Source organism: Bartonella sp. PS17NMGDW, from assembly GCF_042193555.1.
Classification (GTDB): domain Bacteria; phylum Pseudomonadota; class Alphaproteobacteria; order Rhizobiales; family Rhizobiaceae; genus Bartonella; species Bartonella grahamii.
On record NZ_JBHILY010000002.1, the window covers coordinates 205,987 to 222,107 of the forward strand.

At 38.0% G+C, this 16,121-nt stretch carries 13 protein-coding genes and 1 tRNA gene; 8 read left to right on the top strand and 6 right to left on the bottom strand.

Translation table 11 applies throughout. The features are described 5' to 3' along the window. Positions 1–576 precede the first annotated feature (576 nt). The 3 genes from argB (at position 577) to lepA (ending at position 5,494) form a co-directional block, all read left to right on the top strand. On the top strand, positions 577–1,482 hold the full coding sequence (gene argB / locus ACFIJK_RS02260) for an acetylglutamate kinase (protein ID WP_375626199.1): 906 nt from the start codon (positions 577–579) through the stop codon (positions 1,480–1,482). A gap of 32 nt (positions 1,483–1,514) precedes the next feature. After that, the gene (locus ACFIJK_RS02265) at positions 1,515–2,429 is read left to right on the top strand and encodes a DMT family transporter (protein WP_375626201.1); all 915 of its coding nucleotides are present in this window, start codon (positions 1,515–1,517) and stop codon (positions 2,427–2,429) included. 1,259 nt (positions 2,430–3,688) lie between these two features. Further along, positions 3,689–5,494 (top strand): translation elongation factor 4, encoded by a 1,806-nt coding sequence (gene lepA, locus ACFIJK_RS02270; protein ID WP_375626302.1) that lies wholly within the window; start codon positions 3,689–3,691, stop codon positions 5,492–5,494. A 576-nt stretch (positions 5,495–6,070) separates the two neighbouring features. Here the strand turns inward: lepA and dapD are convergent. Then, on the bottom strand, positions 6,071–6,919 hold the full coding sequence (dapD, locus tag ACFIJK_RS02275) for a 2,3,4,5-tetrahydropyridine-2,6-dicarboxylate N-succinyltransferase (protein WP_375626203.1): 849 nt from the start codon (positions 6,917–6,919) through the stop codon (positions 6,071–6,073). A gap of 106 nt (positions 6,920–7,025) precedes the next feature. On the opposite strand from dapD, the gene ACFIJK_RS02280 reads away from it, so the two are divergent. Next, a complete protein-coding gene (locus ACFIJK_RS02280) occupies positions 7,026–7,889 on the top strand; it encodes an LOG family protein (RefSeq protein ID WP_375625466.1) in 864 nt (287 codons plus the stop codon). Between the two features lie 32 nt (positions 7,890–7,921). Here the strand turns inward: ACFIJK_RS02280 and truA are convergent, their stop codons facing one another. The 3 genes from truA to def are packed head-to-tail and all read right to left on the bottom strand — an operon-like array spanning position 7,922 to position 10,132. After that, a complete protein-coding gene (gene truA / locus ACFIJK_RS02285; RefSeq protein ID WP_375625465.1) occupies positions 7,922–8,665 on the bottom strand; it encodes a tRNA pseudouridine(38-40) synthase TruA in 744 nt (247 codons plus the stop codon). Position 8,666: 1 nt separating this feature from the next. Continuing rightward, positions 8,667–9,596, bottom strand: coding sequence for a methionyl-tRNA formyltransferase (fmt, locus tag ACFIJK_RS02290; RefSeq protein ID WP_375625464.1), 930 nt, complete (start codon positions 9,594–9,596; stop codon positions 8,667–8,669). Further along, positions 9,596–10,132, bottom strand: coding sequence for a peptide deformylase (gene def, locus ACFIJK_RS02295; protein ID WP_375626206.1), 537 nt, complete (start codon positions 10,130–10,132; stop codon positions 9,596–9,598). The genes fmt and def overlap by 1 nt, the downstream gene beginning before the upstream one ends. Before the next feature lie 90 nt (positions 10,133–10,222). Between def and ACFIJK_RS02300 the strand changes: the two genes are divergently transcribed. After that, complete coding sequence (locus ACFIJK_RS02300; protein ID WP_375626208.1) at positions 10,223–11,404, top strand: DNA recombination protein RmuC; 1,182 nt, start codon at positions 10,223–10,225, stop codon at positions 11,402–11,404. Between the two features lie 110 nt (positions 11,405–11,514). Continuing rightward, on the top strand, positions 11,515–12,099 hold the full coding sequence (locus ACFIJK_RS02305; protein WP_375626210.1) for a hypothetical protein: 585 nt from the start codon (positions 11,515–11,517) through the stop codon (positions 12,097–12,099). Between the two features lie 1,187 nt (positions 12,100–13,286). Here ACFIJK_RS02305 and ACFIJK_RS02310 read toward each other — a convergent pair. After that, positions 13,287–13,362 (bottom strand) — tRNA-Ala (locus tag ACFIJK_RS02310). 117 nt (positions 13,363–13,479) lie between these two features. Beyond that, positions 13,480–13,860, bottom strand: a complete 381-nt coding sequence (locus ACFIJK_RS02315) for a TIGR02300 family protein (protein WP_012754501.1) — start codon at positions 13,858–13,860, stop codon at positions 13,480–13,482. 187 nt (positions 13,861–14,047) lie between these two features. Between ACFIJK_RS02315 and aroA the strand changes: the two genes are divergently transcribed. Both aroA and cmk read left to right on the top strand, forming a co-directional pair. Beyond that, positions 14,048–15,376 carry a 3-phosphoshikimate 1-carboxyvinyltransferase gene (aroA, locus tag ACFIJK_RS02320; RefSeq protein WP_375626212.1) on the top strand — a complete coding sequence of 443 codons (1,329 nt, stop codon included), beginning with the start codon at positions 14,048–14,050 and terminating at the stop codon, positions 15,374–15,376. Next, entirely contained in the window at positions 15,373–16,020 is a 648-nt protein-coding gene (gene cmk, locus ACFIJK_RS02325) for a (d)CMP kinase (RefSeq protein WP_375626214.1), read from the top strand. Before aroA ends, cmk begins: the two co-directional genes overlap by 4 nt. Positions 16,021–16,121 lie beyond the last annotated feature (101 nt).

Genomic DNA, 16,121 nt, shown 5'->3' on the forward strand with positions numbered 1-16,121 from the left:
GTCATGATAACTGCCTTTATGCATTCGGCATTTTTTGTATTTATTGTTTTACTCAAAATGCCTTTTTAAAAGCCCTATGCTAAAACTGTCAAATAGGTAGTAGCCTACCAAAAAGTAGCTAAATAAGCTGTTAGACAATCCATTTTTTTCAAATAAAATATCAACTCCTCATAACCAATTTTATTTTTGGCATTTTTGATAGTCTTAAAAATTGCTTGGATAAGGTTACAGTGCTAAGTCAACCTATTTCTTATCTTGGTGATCTGTTAATTTTATTATTATAAGAAAATTTTGTTTTTATCTTACAAAATCAATGGTTGTATATATTCTTATTCATTGTTAAGTATCCATAAGCGTAAACTAACGAGTCGAATGTACGGCATAGCTTAAAATTTTTTCAGAACTTTGCTTTTCAATTTTATACATAAAATCATAAAATAATGACGTTTTGTACGCCTGTTTTGTTTAATTTTTCGCTGTCAATTTTTTGAGGAAGTTGTTTTCTTGTTTCATTTCGTTATTACTTTTCCTAAATTCCACTAAGAGATGGTAAAAAGTGATGAGGAGGCCCTATTAATGGATGATGCTAAAAACGGTGCTGTAGATGTTTTAGAAAAACAAGCAGCATTTCTATCGTCTGCTTTACCATATATGCAAAAATACGAAAATGAAACGGTTGTGGTAAAATATGGCGGTCATGCTATGGGTGATCCTGCCTTGGGGCGAGCATTTGCGCGTGATATTGCTCTATTAAAGCAATCGGGGATTAACCCTGTTGTTGTTCATGGTGGAGGACCTCAAATTGCTGAAATTTTGATGAAAATGGGGATTGAATCACGATTTGAAAACGGTTTACGGGTAACCGACGAGCGGATCGTTGAAGTCGTTGAAATGGTTTTGGCCGGTTCCATAAACAAAGAAATTGTCGCTCTCATCAATGCAGAGGGTGAATGGGCAATAGGATTATGTGGCAAGGACGGCAATATGGTTTTTGCCGAAAAGGCTTATAAAACTGTCATTGATCCTGATTCGAATATTGAACGTGTTTTAGATTTGGGATTTGTTGGTGAGCCTATTGAAGTTGATCGCACATTGCTGGATCTTTTAGCATGTTCTGAAATGATACCAGTTCTTGCTCCTGTGGCTCCAGGACGCGATGGAAAAACCTATAATATTAATGCTGATATTTTTGCTGGGGCTATTGCTGGTGCATTAGAGGCTAAACGCCTTTTATTTCTCACTGATGTTCCTGGTGTTTTGGATAAACAGGGCCAACTTTTAAAAGAATTGACAGTTTCTGAAGCAGAGAAACTTATCAAAAATGGAACAATTTCAGGAGGCATGATTCCAAAAGTAGAGACTTGTATAAAAGCCCTTCAAAATGGTGTGGAAGGTGTTGTCATTTTAAATGGTAAAACTCCTCATTCTGTTTTACTAGAACTGTTTACCGAACAGGGAATTGGAACGCTTATTGTTTCATAAATTGTGCGGAAAATTGGAGGAGAAAGCCTTTCATGACAAATATAAAACAGCTTAAATATCCTTTATTAAGTAAGCCAGAATTGGCAATATTTGCTGCAACAATATTGTGGGGTATTACGTTTTTAGTCATTCATATTGCAGTACGCTATAGTGGTCCCCTGTTTTTTGTTGGATTTCGTTTTATTGTTGCATCTCTTATATGTGGAGCAATTTTTTGGCGCTCTATAAAAGGTATAACGGTTTATGAAGTTTTCGCTGGGATGGCGATTGGTTTAGCCATGTTTTTTGGTTATGCTTTTCAAGCAGCTGGACTTCAAACAATTATTAGTAGTCAGTCAGCTTTTATTACAGCGCTTTATGTACCTATGGTTCCAATCTTGCAATGGATTGTTTTTAAAAAACCTCCCCGTTTTGCTTGTTGGGTTGGTATTGTTTTCGCTTTTATCGGGCTTGTACTTATTTCAGGACAAAAGCCGGGAAATTTTGATTTTTCAAAAGGCGAAATTTTGACTTTGTTAGGTGCTTTAGCGATTGCTGGAGAAGTCATACTCATCGGAATTTTTGCCAATAAGGTTGATAGTCGGCGTGTGACCATTATTCAGTTATTTTTTAGTGGTTTTTTTTCATTTGCTTGTATGCCTTTGATGGGTGAAAGCATCCCTGAATTTTCGTGGGTATGGTTTAATATTGGTATAGGATTGGCATTAATGAGTGCCATCATTCAATTAGCTATGAATTGGGCACAAAAGTCCATTTCCCCTACGCGTGCGACACTCATTTACGCAGGTGAACCGGTATGGGCTGGTATTGTTGGGCGTTTGGCTGGAGAACATTTATCTCCCTTAGCTTTATTGGGCGGTTTGCTTATTCTGATTGGGATCATTGTGGCTGAATTACAACCTTCACAATGGCGTAAAAAAAACAAAGCAATTGAAAAAAATGATTAGCTATGCACCTTTTCTATTATGATTTTATTACATGAGATTTTTGCTTGCAAAGTTTTCATTTTTGAGGCTTTTTTTAATATGAAGATAAAGGAGGCTTTATAAGCTATTCCAGCTTTTGTATAGAAAATTGGAGCAATAATATTTATCTGTTTGCCTAACCTCTGAAACGGGAAGTCAACTTTCATTGAGTCAAAGCATGAAGTGGTAAAGACAAAAAACAGCTTTCATCTTTACGATCATGTTTAAATTTAGCTTTACAATTTTCAAAAACATCCATGGTAATGTTTTTGAATAATGAAAATTACGCACTGTCGCACTTTATTTCTTTTGTCCTTTAATCGAGTTATGCTTCTCACGTAAAATAGAACGCCTAAAGCAGCCTCCCATAATGTTGTATATTAACGCGTTTTTTAAAAAGACAATTTTCTTAATATACATCATATTCATTGACGGTCCGCGTGAAGTATAGAAAAACTACAGAGCATCATCGTTTTACTTAAATAAAAGGCACTAGCATTTTCTTTGTCAGTTCTCAATATTATGACAGCCTTTGGCATTTGAAAGAGAGAGAGGCATGTTTACTCATTTCTTAAACGTTTTTATCCATATACTAGCCCTGTTTTATAATGGGGAAGCACAAAATTTGATTGATTCACTATGAAAAGATTTAAAATGAGAAAGGCTCGCGATATTCATGTTATTTTATATAAGATTGCTAAAAAAAGCAGGTTATTGCGTATAAATAAAAAAGCATTTCTTGCGAATTTTATTGCAAGCTTAAGTGATATACACGCCCATCATATAAATATTATAACACATTGATTTATAATTATAATATAGAATTATTCACATTGAATTAGAACCCTGAATACCGTAAAATTTTCTCACTTCAAATCGTTTTCATATTAAATCAATCCAAATCTACTTGCTGACACGTTACAAGCAGGTAGTCCATGTGGGTAAAAACTGTACAAGAAAGGCATATCTCTTATAAACTTTTTCAAGTGTAAAGGATTGTTGCAACATTGGAGGCTGGCAAAATGTGTGATGGTATCGGTTTATCCAGCATATGAGTCATAAAATAAGATGTGAAAATATCATTTTAGCACCGTTGGATTTAATTTAGCAAATAAAAGCCTTATTTTTTAGGTTATGAAAAGTTGTGTTTTGAGAAGCTTTTTAGGTTTATATTCTTTTGATAGAAGCCGGAGCATAATTGGTCTTTGCGTTTTGTATTATTCTTTGCTAAATCGCCTTATATGACAATAGATCGTAATTATATTCGTAATTTTTCCATCGTGGCGCATATTGATCACGGCAAATCCACTTTAGCTGATCGTTTGATCCAAATAACAGGTGGACTTGATACACGTGAGATGAAAGAACAAGTACTCGATTCCATGGATATTGAGCGTGAACGTGGAATTACTATTAAAGCACAAACGGTACGTTTACACTATAAGGCAAAGAATGGTGAAACCTATATTTTAAATCTTATGGATACACCTGGTCATGTGGATTTTGCTTATGAGGTTTCGCGTTCATTGGCAGCTTGTGAAGGTTCTCTGTTGGTGGTAGATGCAAGCCAAGGTGTAGAGGCACAGACGTTAGCAAATGTTTATCAAGCGATTGATAATTCGCATGAATTGGTTGTTGTACTCAATAAAGTTGATCTTCCAGCAGCAGAACCTGAGCGTGTTAAAGAACAAATTGAAGATGTGATAGGCATTGATACATCTCAAGCAGTAGAAATATCAGCAAAAACAGGTTTGGGTGTTCCTGATGTTTTGGAGGCAATTGTTGCACAATTACCACCTCCCCATACAGGCGATGTTGCAAATCCCTTGAAAGCAATGTTGGTTGATAGCTGGTATGATGCATATCTTGGTGTCATTGTTTTGGTACGGGTGATAGATGGTATTTTAAAAAAAGGCCAAACCATTCGTATGATGGGTACAGGAGCAAAATATCCAGTTGAGCGTGTTGGGGTGTTTACACCTAAAATGGTACAGGTTGATGAGTTAGGACCAGGCGAGATTGGTTTTATCACTGCCTCTATCAAAGAAGTAGCAGATACACGGGTTGGGGATACGATTACTGAAGAGCGCCGTCCTTGTGAAAATGCTTTGCCTGGTTTTAAGCCGGCGCAACCAGTTGTATTTTGTGGTCTTTTTCCAATAGATGCTGCCGATTTTGATGATTTGCGTGCAGCCATGGGCAAATTACGCTTAAATGATGCGAGTTTTTCTTTTGAAATGGAAACATCCGCGGCTTTGGGATTTGGTTTTCGCTGTGGCTTTTTGGGACTTCTTCATCTTGAAATTATTCAAGAGCGGTTAGAGCGTGAGTTTAATTTGGATTTAATCGCGACAGCACCTTCGGTTGTTTATCGCATGAATATGAATGATGGTTCTGTTAAAGAGTTGCACAATCCAGCGGATATGCCTGATGTGGTTAAAATTTCTTCAATCGAAGAACCATGGATTCGGGCGACAATCATGACTCCTGATAATTATCTTGGGTCGATTTTAGAACTATGCCAAGAGCGGCGGGGGGTACAGGTTGGTTTGTCCTATGTTGGAACCCGTGCTATGGTAACGTATGATTTACCACTGAATGAAGTTGTTTTTGATTTTTATGATCGGCTAAAGTCAATCTCAAAGGGTTATGCTTCTTTTGATTATCAGATGACCGATTATGCGGAGGGGGATTTAGTTAAAATGTCTATTTTGGTAAATGGAGAGTCTATAGATGCATTGTCTATGCTTGTGCACCGCACGATTGCAGAAAAGCGCGGGCGTTCCATGTGTGAAAAACTGAAAGATCTTATTCCCCAACATATGTTTCAGATTCCAGTTCAAGCGGCTATTGGTGGTAAAGTTATAGCGCGTGAAACAATTCGTGCTTTGCGTAAAGATGTAACAGCGAAATGTTACGGGGGTGATGTCACGCGTAAGCGCAAACTTTTGGAAAAGCAAAAAGAAGGCAAAAAGCGGATGCGCCAATTTGGAAAAGTAGAAATTCCACAATCGGCATTTATTCAAGCGCTCAAAATGAACAAATAATGAAAAAAGGAGTATTTTCTCTCATTGATTGTGCTTTTGCTTTTGTCGATTGGTTCAGATGCTTAAAGAACACTTTTAAATAAAATTGCGCTGTGCTTCATATTTTTGTGTATTGCGTAATGGTGTCATGCTTCTCACGTAAAAAAGAATGCTTTAAACGAAATACATTTATGTTGCATATTGGTGTGCTTGTTTTAGTGAATCATCACTCAATGCATCAAATTCCATTTCACAATGGGGCTGTAAAAAATATAAAGTAACATACACTGTGAATGATATAAAATCCTTTTGGCATCAGCGTCTTTACGCGTCATAAAGGTGCAAAGCGCACCTATCATACTCTTTTTCAGCTCAAAATATTATGACAGTCCTTATCACTTAAGAGAATTCATTAAAGATATTTTTACTCTTTACTTAAAGTGTTTCTTACCCACACACTAACTGCGTTTGTAACGTGCAAGGAAATGATAGTGATTGGATTCACTATGAAAGGATTTGAAATGAGAGAATCCTTGTATTCGAGGTTATTATTCAAGTTAAAAAACGATGAAATATTATTATGAATTAATTTTGTGTTTAAGAACGTAAAAGATCATTAATGGATGTTTTTTCTCGTGTTTTTTGATCAACGCGTTTTACGATAACAGCACAATAAAGGCTCGGTCCTGCTTCACCATTTGGTAAAGGTTTTCCAGGGAGAGAACCTGGTACAACTACTGAATAGGCTGGTACTTCACCGATAAAAATTTCACCTGTTGTACGATCAATAATCTTTGTAGATTTTCCAATAAAGACTCCCATTCCCAAAACAGCACCTTCACGGATAATGCAGCCTTCAACAATTTCAGAGCGAGCACCGATAAAGCAATGATCTTCAATGATTGTTGGGTTTGCTTGCAGTGGTTCCAAAACACCTCCAATACCAACACCGCCAGAAAGATGGACATGTTTACCAATTTGTGCACAAGAACCAACGGTGGTCCATGTATCAACCATTGTGCCCTCATCTACAAAAGCACCAAGATTAACAAAGGATGGCATCAATATAACGTTGGGTGCAATGTAAGCAGAATAGCGTACAATGGCTCCAGGAACGGAACGGAAATCAGCACTTTTAAAATCTGCTTCTTGCCAACCAGAGAATTTTGAAGGAACTTTATCCCACCAATGTGTTCCATTGATTCCACCAGTAATAAGTTGCATAGGATTAAGCCGAAAAGAGAGCAAAACCGCTTTTTTCAACCATTGATGAACATGCCATTGTCCATTTTTTTGTCGTTCTGCAACACGGATTTCACCTTTATCAAGAAGGTTCAATGCATGTTCGACACTCTCACGGATTTCGCCTTTTGTGGTAGTATTGACAGAATCGCGATCGTCAAAAGCTTGTTCGATAATCATTTCAAGTTGTGTGAGATGGGTCATGACGAGAGTTCCGTTAAACAAGTTGAAAGCTTCAAGGTTTATTCTCTATGAACTACGCGAAGAAATGTGTTCAGTCAATAAAACGATGAGGAAGTAGAACAGGTGCATGAAAAAAAGCTGTAAAGAAAAAAGAAAAGAGGAGCAAGAAAATTGGACACCACTTCTCCATACGAAGGATGCTCTACAACAAATACATAAAATCTCTAATTCAGCACAAATGCGTTCGTCTACTTATCGTTTAGCCTATATCGATCAAGATTTTATAATGCGTCCAGAGTTGCGCTCACAACGTATTGGTCTTGAATTTTTAAAGCCGGAAATAACCCTTAAAGAATATGACATTCAATCAACAGTTGTTTTTTTTGGTGGTTCGCGTATTCCTGAACCTGGGCAAGCAGCGTGGGCTGCAAAAAATGAAATACAAAAGAAAAATTTGCATGCTATGTCACATTATTACGATGAAGCAAGAGAGTTTGCGCGTTTGTGCTCACTTTATTCCGCTACGACAGAATATCGTGAATTTGTGGTTGTTACGGGGGGCGGACCAGGAATCATGGAGGCGGGAAATCGTGGTGCTTGTGATGTTGGTGCCCCAACGATTGGCTTGAATATTATTTTACCACATGAGCAAGAGCCTAATTCGTATGTGTCGCCGCATTTGTGTTTCAATTTTCATTATTTTGGGATGCGCAAAATGCATTTTTTATTACGAGCGAAAGCATTAGCTATTTTCCCTGGAGGATTTGGGACTCTGGATGAACTGTTTGAGACGTTAACTTTAGTACAGACGGGGCGTATGAAACAGGTACCAATTTTATTGTTTGGCAAAGAGTTCTGGAGCAATGCTATCAATTTTGAGTATCTGTCTGAACAAGGTACAATTTCTCCTACTGATGTTAATTATATGAAATTTGTCAATACAGCAGCAGAAGCTTTTGAAGAAATTCGTTCTTTTTATAAACTGCCTTAACGACTTTTAAGACGTTCATTCTTGAAGGATAATTAATACTCTACTTTAGTTAAATAAAGTCCTGAAGGAGGAGCAACAACACCACAACGTTTACGATCTTTAGCATGAAGAGCTGCTTCGAGATCTTGAGCTGTCCAACGTCCAATACCCACTTCCATGAGGCTTCCTGCGAATGAACGGATTTGATGATGAAGAAAAGAACGAGCTTGCGCATAAAGGAAAATTTCTTCACCTTCTCTTTGAATATCGAGGCGTTCAAGGGTGCGAATAGGGCTTTTGGCTTGGCAATGTGCTGAACGGAAAGTGGTAAAATCATGTTTTCCTACAAGCTTTTGAGCAGCTTCATGCATGGCTTCAGCATTAAGAGGCTTTGGCAACCACCACACGCGTTTGGCATTTAAGGCTGGTGGAGAGCGACGATTAAGTATTTTAAAAAGATAATGGCGTTTGGTTGCGGAAAATCGTGCATCAAAGTCATCAGGGACATTTTGTACGTTTAAGATTGAAATCGCTTCTCCCTGTTTACGTAAAAGAGCATTGAGCGCATCACGTACAGTATGGGGATGCCAGTTTTTTATGAAATCAACATGCGCAACTTGTCCCGTAGCGTGTACGCCCGCATCGGTTCTTCCTGCTGTTGTTATGGTCAATTGTTGTCCACTAAAGGAAAAGAGCGCCTGTTCAAGAGCTCCTTGTATAGTGAGAAGTTTTGCTTGACGCTGCCAACCAGCATAATTTGAGCCATCATATTCAAGAGTGAGTTTAAAACGTGGCATCTTAAAAAACAGCAGAAATATGAGCGCCTCGCAAAAAGGTTGCGCTATCAAGGACTTTACCACCCGATCTTTGGAGAGAGGTTATTTCTATCCGCCCTTGTCCACAATGGACAATCAAAGAATCTGGTTCTATTCGTCCAATTTCAAGAGAAGGACCTGTTGTTAAGCGACTATCAAGAATTTTTACACGTTCTTCTCGTCCCCCAATATTCATATTGCACCAGCAGCCAGGAGAAGAAGAGAGCGCACGGATATGCCTATGAATAAACTCTGCAGGTTTTGTCCAATTAATGCGGGTCTCTTCCTTTTTGATTTTGGCAGCATAGGTGATGCCTTCCTCTGATTGTGGGGTCAGTTTAAGTTGTCCTTTTTCAAGAGTTGATAGGGTTTCTACCATAAGTTCTGCGCCAATATGTGAAAGTTTGTTTAAAAGCTCAGCAGTGGTGGTGTTATCAGTAATGGGGATGGAGCGAGAAAGAGCGATAGGTCCCGTATCAAGTCCTTCATCCATTTTCATGATCATAATACCTGTTTCTTTATCACCAGCCATAATTGCTCGTTGAATAGGCGCAGCACCACGCCAACGTGGTAAGAGTGAAGCGTGGGCATTAAAACAACCAAAACGCGGCGTTTCGAGAATAGCTTTGGGTAAAAGGAGTCCATAAGCCACCACAATAGCAGCATCAACAGAAAGTGCTGCAAATTGCTCCTGTTGTTCGATTGTTTTGAGTGTTTGTGGCGTAAAGATGGGAATAGATTTTTCTTGCGCTGCACTTTGAACAGCTGAGGGGATTAATTTAAGTCCTCGACGTCCTGCTGGGCGAGGGGGTTGACTATAAACAGCAACAACATCATGACCTGCATCCAATAAAGCATGTAAAATAGGAACAGAAAAATCTGGAGTCCCCATAAAAGCTAATCGTAAAGCCATTACAAAACTGCTTCCTGCATGTTTTTTTCTTTTGCGCGTTTTTTAAATTTTCGTATCACCATATCGCGTTTGATCTTTGAAATGTAATCAATAAAAAGGCGCCCATCTAAATGATCAATTTCATGCTGCAAGCAAGTTGCTAAGAGATCGTCTGCTTCAATTTCTGTTTGTTTTCCTTCACGGTTCTGATAGCGAACACGAAGGCGTTTAGGACGTTCAACCTCTGCAAAATAATCAGGAATAGAAAGACAACCTTCTTTGTAAATATTACGCTCATCTGAAAGCCATAAAATTTCAGGGTTGATAATAACAAATGGTCTTTTCTGCTCATCTTCAGAATTTCCAGAGACATCTATAACCAACATACGTAGCGGTATACCAATTTGAATAGCAGCAAGACCAACGCCTTTAGCATTATACATGGTTTCCAACATATCATCCGCAAGTTTTTGGAGAGCTGAATCGACCTGCTCAACAGGTCTGGACACTTCCCGTAAAATCGGATCAGGTAAAGTAACTAAAGATCTCATTGGCATAAGTAGAGATTAATCAATGGTTTGTTATTGGTCAATATTGAATAACGGATTCTTGCGTTTTTTTACAATAAGAGCGTTATATTATAATTTATGTTTGATTCGTTTTTTTCCATACTCGCTGGTGAGTTTTTTTCTAAACTAATGCTTTTGCTTTTATTTATATTTGTCTGTTTGGCATTTTTTATGTTGATACATTCTCATCGAAAAAAAGCATTTTTGGAAAATGAAATTGCTGAACGCGCACGTGAGGCACAAATGCAGATGGCTACCTTGCTGAAAACACAAGCTGAAATGCAAGGGCGAATGCAAACGATGGCGGAAATTTTTGGTCAACGGCAGGCTGAATTAAATAAATCACTCAGTGAGCAACTCAATGGGATGACAACAAGCTTAGGCCAAACACTTCAGGTACAGACCAAATCCACTTATGAAAATTTGAATCGTTTGCAAGAGCGTTTAGCAGTGATTGATGCGGCGCAAAATAATATTCAATCGCTTACGGGACAAGTTGTTCAGTTGCAGTCCATTTTAAGCAATAAGCAGACACGTGGTACTTTTGGTCAGGGGCGGATGGAAGCAATTATTGCCGATGCCTTACCAACAAATGCTTATGCTTTTCAGGCTGTTCTTTCCAATGGAAAGCGCCCAGATTGTCTCATTCATATGCCCAATAAAGCCCCTTCTCTTGTTGTTGATGCTAAATTCCCTCTGGAGGCTTGGAATGCTATGCGTAAGGCAGAATCAGCGCAAGAGCGTCAAGAGGCAGAACGCCAATTTCGTACCGATATGGAAGTCCATATTCGTGATATTGCACAAAAATATTTGATTCCCGGAGAAACCCATGACACTGCTTTCCTTTTTGTGCCATCTGAATCGATTTTTGCAACAATTTATGAGGACTTTGAGGCATTGGTACAAAAATCCAATAGAGCCCATGTGATTATTGTTTCACCATCTTTGTTGATGCTTTCTGTCCAAGTGGTACAAACCATTATGAAAGATGCACGGATGCGTGAACAAGCACATTTAATTCAATCAGAAGTAGCAAAATTGATGGAAGATTTTGGACGAATGGATATACGTGTTCGTGCGTTACAGAAGCACTTTCACAAAGCAGGTGAAGATATAGAGGGAATTTTGATATCATCCTCCAAAATTATGAAACGGGCAAATCGCATTGAAACTGTCGAATTAAAAGAGAATCACTCTGAACAAACAAAAATAACAACATTGGCTCAGTCGCAAACATTGCGTTTTGCTGACGAGGAATAAAGCAAAGAAAGCTTTTTAAAATCACAAGTCAGATCATGTTCTTTATTGATTGGTAATACTTTTTTAGTATCTCTATCTTGTTTTATTTCTTAAACGAGAGGAATAGGAAGATGCGACACCTTTTGTTTTTAGGGGCACTGGTGTTTCTGCTAGATGGGTGTGCAACGACCACTCCCACCCACACAAACAATGCTTGTGCTATTTTGGCACAAAAAAATGGTTTTTTTGACAATTGGGGTAAGGCTTCTAAACGTGCAGAAATGCGCTATGGGATTCCTGTGCCTATTATTCTTGCAACCATTAATATGGAATCGAGCTTTCGTCACAATGCACGTCCTCCACGTAAAAAACTACTTGGTTTTATTCCATGGAAGCGTCAATCGACAGCCTATGGTTATTCTCAAGCGCTTGACAGTACATGGGCAATGTATCTTCGCTCTACGGGCAGATCTTTTGCATGGCGTACGAATTTTGCAGATTCTGCTGATTTTATTGCTTGGTACCATCGCCAAAGTGTTCAACGCAATGGGGTGAGATTTGATGATGCATATAGCCTTTATTTAAATTATCATATGGGACATGGTGCTTATGCGCGTGGCGGGCGTGTCACTGCTGCACTTTCACAGGCAGCACAGCGCATGGCAAGGATATCAAGGCTCTATGAACAGCAATTAAAGAGATGTGGATGGCATTAGGGAAGATTTTTGAAAATCTCAATTAGGGAATTGTTGCGGTAAAATTATTTGAGAGCCAAATTTCTTATGGCGTAATAAGGTTGTATCGTTTTTCTGATTGTTAAATGAAATAAATTGTTATTTTTTAGAATAAACCCAAGAGACAGAAAGCTTTTGCAATGCTCAATATATTTGACTGTACTCTCGATATTTTTACCTTCTTTGTTTAAAAAATTTACAATGGAAACTATATCCTATTTGGCTCAGGCATTTCGCACAGGTCTAAATATCAGAGATTATTAAAGAAAAATTTTAAAGTTTAATATCATTTTTTATTTTCATTATGCGTATTACTGGCTGATTATTACATGAATATTTTCTTTGTTAAGCGTATAAAATAGCAATCAAAAAAATGCAATTCGAGCATCATATTCAAAGTAAGAATCTCGAATGGCGTAGGGTTTTATCATTTCAGATCTCTTGAGATTAAATCAATAAAAACTATTGGCTTGCACATAACAAGCGTAATTGGCATGTGGATAAAAACTGTGAAAGAAAAGACTAAAAATGTTTTTTATGAACATTCTCAAATGTAAGAATTATCGGCAACATAGGGAATTAGCACATATAATGATGGCGCCACTTTGCTTTCACAACTCAACCTTGCTTGTGACGGGCAAGGAAACAAAATTAATTGATTCAATATGTTATTTAAGCGTGAATATACCTTAGTATTGAGCAGGTAGATGCTACTCAAGGTGGGCAATTTTTTAATTTGCAGGACATCTGACTAGGGTAAAAATACTCAAAAAAAGTTCTCATTCGCAATAACTGAGAAGTATATTTTAATATTTTATTCTCTCATCTCTGTTTAGGTACTTCGTACCTTTTAAAAAGATATAGATAACCAACATATTATGATTTTGTGGAAATATTGTGATAAAGGGAATTCAAAATTTGTCCTTTAAAACAAAGCGTAAGTTAAACAGCTCATCGTCTATTTCTATGCAAAGCATAAAAATTATCTACTTTTACAGTTACGACAGTAAAATTTTATAATCCAACAAATGATTAAAAATGTGTTATAATATCATAAAAATGCAAGGAACAGGCGCTATTGGAATGATGATTAAATAGCACATAGACCTTTTAAATTGATGCACACATTCTCTATTATAATTAACCCTTGATAGGATAGCTGGTCCTTTTGGTGGAGCTAAGCGGGATCGAACCGCTGACCTCTTGCATGCCATGCAAGCGCTCTCCCAGCTGAGCTATAGCCCCTACAAAAACAATCTTTCCCAAAAGGGAAGTATACAATTTCAGCTTTTCTAGAACGATCAAAATTGAAGATCAAGAAGAATTTACATTCAATGGAAAAGATATCCTCTTTTACTTCTCTTAAGCATCGTCATCATTAGAAACACCGCCTCCGAGAATATCAGTAACGTCATCATCTTCATCGTCATCATCATGAGATAAAAATGTATCATCGTCATCACCGAGATCTACATCACTATCTTCTAAATCAGGAAGATCGTCATCTTTAGAATCCTCATCATCCTCTTCAAGAAGCATAAAAGCAGATTTTTCAAGTGCTGTATCAAGCTCTTCAGCATCAACGTCTTCCTCATTGTTTGCTTCAGCTGCTGCAACTTCAAAGTAAGAACGCGGATAAGAAATTCCTGTATAGGGCGACACAATAGGATCGCGATTTAGATCGTAAAATTTTTTTCCCGTTTCTGGATCAACACGTTTAGTTCCAAGTTCTTGTTTTGCCATAAACCGTGCCTCTTTGATTAACTATTATTCCATTAAAAGATAAATTGTATGGTGCTTAATCGAAAAATAATGCCTTTGTCAAAGATAAATACACTGTTCCACAGTGATTTTTTCATGACGTCTTTTAAAGCATGTGCTAAAGGATGCACAATTTCATAAAAGTTAGATAGAATTAAATAGAATTTCCATGCAAAAAGCAATCCCTATAACCACCTATAAATCGAGTAGTCTCTCTGGAAAAATTAAAATACCAGGAGATAAATCAATCTCTCATCGCTCTCTTATATTGGGAGGATTAGCAAGTGGTGAGACACATATTCATGGATTACTTGAAAGCGCTGATGTACTCAATACAGCTGCTGCTATGCAAGCTATGGGTGCCTGTATTATTAAAAAAGATGGCTTCTGGACCATACGAGGAACAGGGAATGGTTGCCTTTTAGCTGCACAAAAACCTTTAGACTTTGGAAACGCTGGAACGGGTGCTCGTTTGGTTATGGGAATGGTTGGTCCATATCATATGAAAACAACCTTTATTGGTGATGCTTCTCTCTCTAAACGTCCAATGGGACGTATCCTTGATCCACTGCGTCTCATGGGGGTTGAAATTGAAGCAACGCACGACGATCACCTTCCTTTAACGCTTTATGGCCCGAAAATGGCTAATCCGATTCGTTACCGTGTTCCAATAGCTTCCTCTCAAATTAAATCAGCAGTCTTGCTTGCTGGACTCAATACCGCCGGCATTACAACTGTTATTGAACCAGTTCTGACACGAGATCATACGGAAAAAATGTTAAAAGCATTCGGTGCACAACTTGAAATAGAAAAAGATAATGAAGGTGCGCGTTTGATTCATCTTAACGGTCAACCCCATCTTATTGGGCAAACAATTCATATTCCGGGTGATCCTTCTTCTGCTGCTTTTCTAATTATCGCAGCCCTTCTTGTAGAAGACTCTGATATCACCATTGAAAATGTTTTGATAAATAACTCTCGAATAGGACTTATCGAAACATTGTGGGAAATGGGTGCTCAAATTGAATTTTTGAACCGACGTCAAACAGGTGGAGAGGATGTTGCTGATCTACGGATAAAATCATCGGTTCTTAGAGGCGTTACGGTGCCCAAAGAACGTGCTCCATCGATGATTGATGAATATCCTGCTTTGGCAGTAGCAGCAGCCTTTGCAGAAGGCAAAACAGTGATGTTAGGAATTGAAGAATTGCGTGTAAAGGAATCAGATCGACTGTCTGCTGTTGCTCAAGGATTAAAAATTAATTGCGTAGACTGTGAAGAAGGTCAAGATTTTCTTATTGTTTATGGGAAAGGTTCTGCCAAAGGTTTGGGTGGTGGACATGTCTCCACACATCTTGATCATCGAATTGCTATGTGTTTTCTCATTTTTGGGCTTGTATCAGAAAAACCTGTCACCATTGATGATAAACGAATGATCGCTACGAGCTTTCCAGAATTTATTCCTTTTATAAAACAACTTGGGGGGAAAATCGCTTGAAGCCTTTTGTTATTGCCATTGATGGACCTGCAGCCTCAGGCAAAGGAACCTTAGCACGCAAAATTGCTGTACATTATCGTCTTCGCTATCTCGATACTGGTCTTACTTATCGTAGTGTTGCTCATACGCTTTTACAACAAAATTTAGCTCTTAATGATGAAAAAAATGCTATTATTTATGCTAAAGAACTTGATTTTAACACCTTAAATCCTGCCCTTCTTTCTTCTCATGAACTTGGTGAAGCGGCTTCAAAAATAGCGATTAACCCTGCTGTACGCAAAATTCTTGTCGAAAAACAACGCAACTTTTCTAAAGTTTTACCCGGCTGTGTGCTTGATGGGCGTGATATCGGAACTATTGTTTGTCCTGATGCCGATATCAAGTTTTATGTTCTAGCCAATGTTCAAACACGCGCCAAACGTCGCTATCAGGAGATTTTAAAAAAAGGTGTTCAGGCAAATTATCATGAAATCCTAGCTCAACTTGAACAGCGCGACAGTCGCGATATAACGCGCAAACAAAGTCCACTAAAACCAGCAAAAAACGCCCACTTGCTTGATACGTCAGAATTGAGTATAGAAGCAACATTTGAAATTGCATGCAGTTTTATTGATCCAATCATAAAAATGCATATAATTGGATAAATTCGTTAAGGTAACTTCCAGCCTAGCGCTAACTTTTCTTCCTTTATTCAAGGAAAAAGGCTAGGAGTTGCTTATGTTAACACTAACCTAGCGCTCATACC

Bases quoted from the DNA above. Each gene is read 5' to 3' on its own strand.
- argB (WP_375626199.1), top strand. From the start codon at position 577: ATGGATGATGCTAAAAACGGTGCTGTAGATGTTTTAGAAAAACAAGCA.
- ACFIJK_RS02265 (WP_375626201.1), top strand. From the start codon at position 1,515: ATGACAAATATAAAACAGCTTAAATATCCTTTATTAAGTAAGCCAGAA.
- lepA (WP_375626302.1), top strand. From the start codon at position 3,689: ATGACAATAGATCGTAATTATATTCGTAATTTTTCCATCGTGGCGCAT.
- dapD (WP_375626203.1), bottom strand. From the start codon at position 6,919: ATGACCCATCTCACACAACTTGAAATGATTATCGAACAAGCTTTTGAC.
- ACFIJK_RS02280 (WP_375625466.1), top strand. From the start codon at position 7,026: ATGAAAAAAAGCTGTAAAGAAAAAAGAAAAGAGGAGCAAGAAAATTGG.
- truA (WP_375625465.1), bottom strand. From the start codon at position 8,665: ATGCCACGTTTTAAACTCACTCTTGAATATGATGGCTCAAATTATGCT.
- fmt (WP_375625464.1), bottom strand. From the start codon at position 9,596: ATGGCTTTACGATTAGCTTTTATGGGGACTCCAGATTTTTCTGTTCCT.
- def (WP_375626206.1), bottom strand. From the start codon at position 10,132: ATGCCAATGAGATCTTTAGTTACTTTACCTGATCCGATTTTACGGGAA.
- ACFIJK_RS02300 (WP_375626208.1), top strand. From the start codon at position 10,223: ATGTTTGATTCGTTTTTTTCCATACTCGCTGGTGAGTTTTTTTCTAAA.
- ACFIJK_RS02305 (WP_375626210.1), top strand. From the start codon at position 11,515: ATGCGACACCTTTTGTTTTTAGGGGCACTGGTGTTTCTGCTAGATGGG.
- ACFIJK_RS02315 (WP_012754501.1), bottom strand. From the start codon at position 13,860: ATGGCAAAACAAGAACTTGGAACTAAACGTGTTGATCCAGAAACGGGA.
- aroA (WP_375626212.1), top strand. From the start codon at position 14,048: ATGCAAAAAGCAATCCCTATAACCACCTATAAATCGAGTAGTCTCTCT.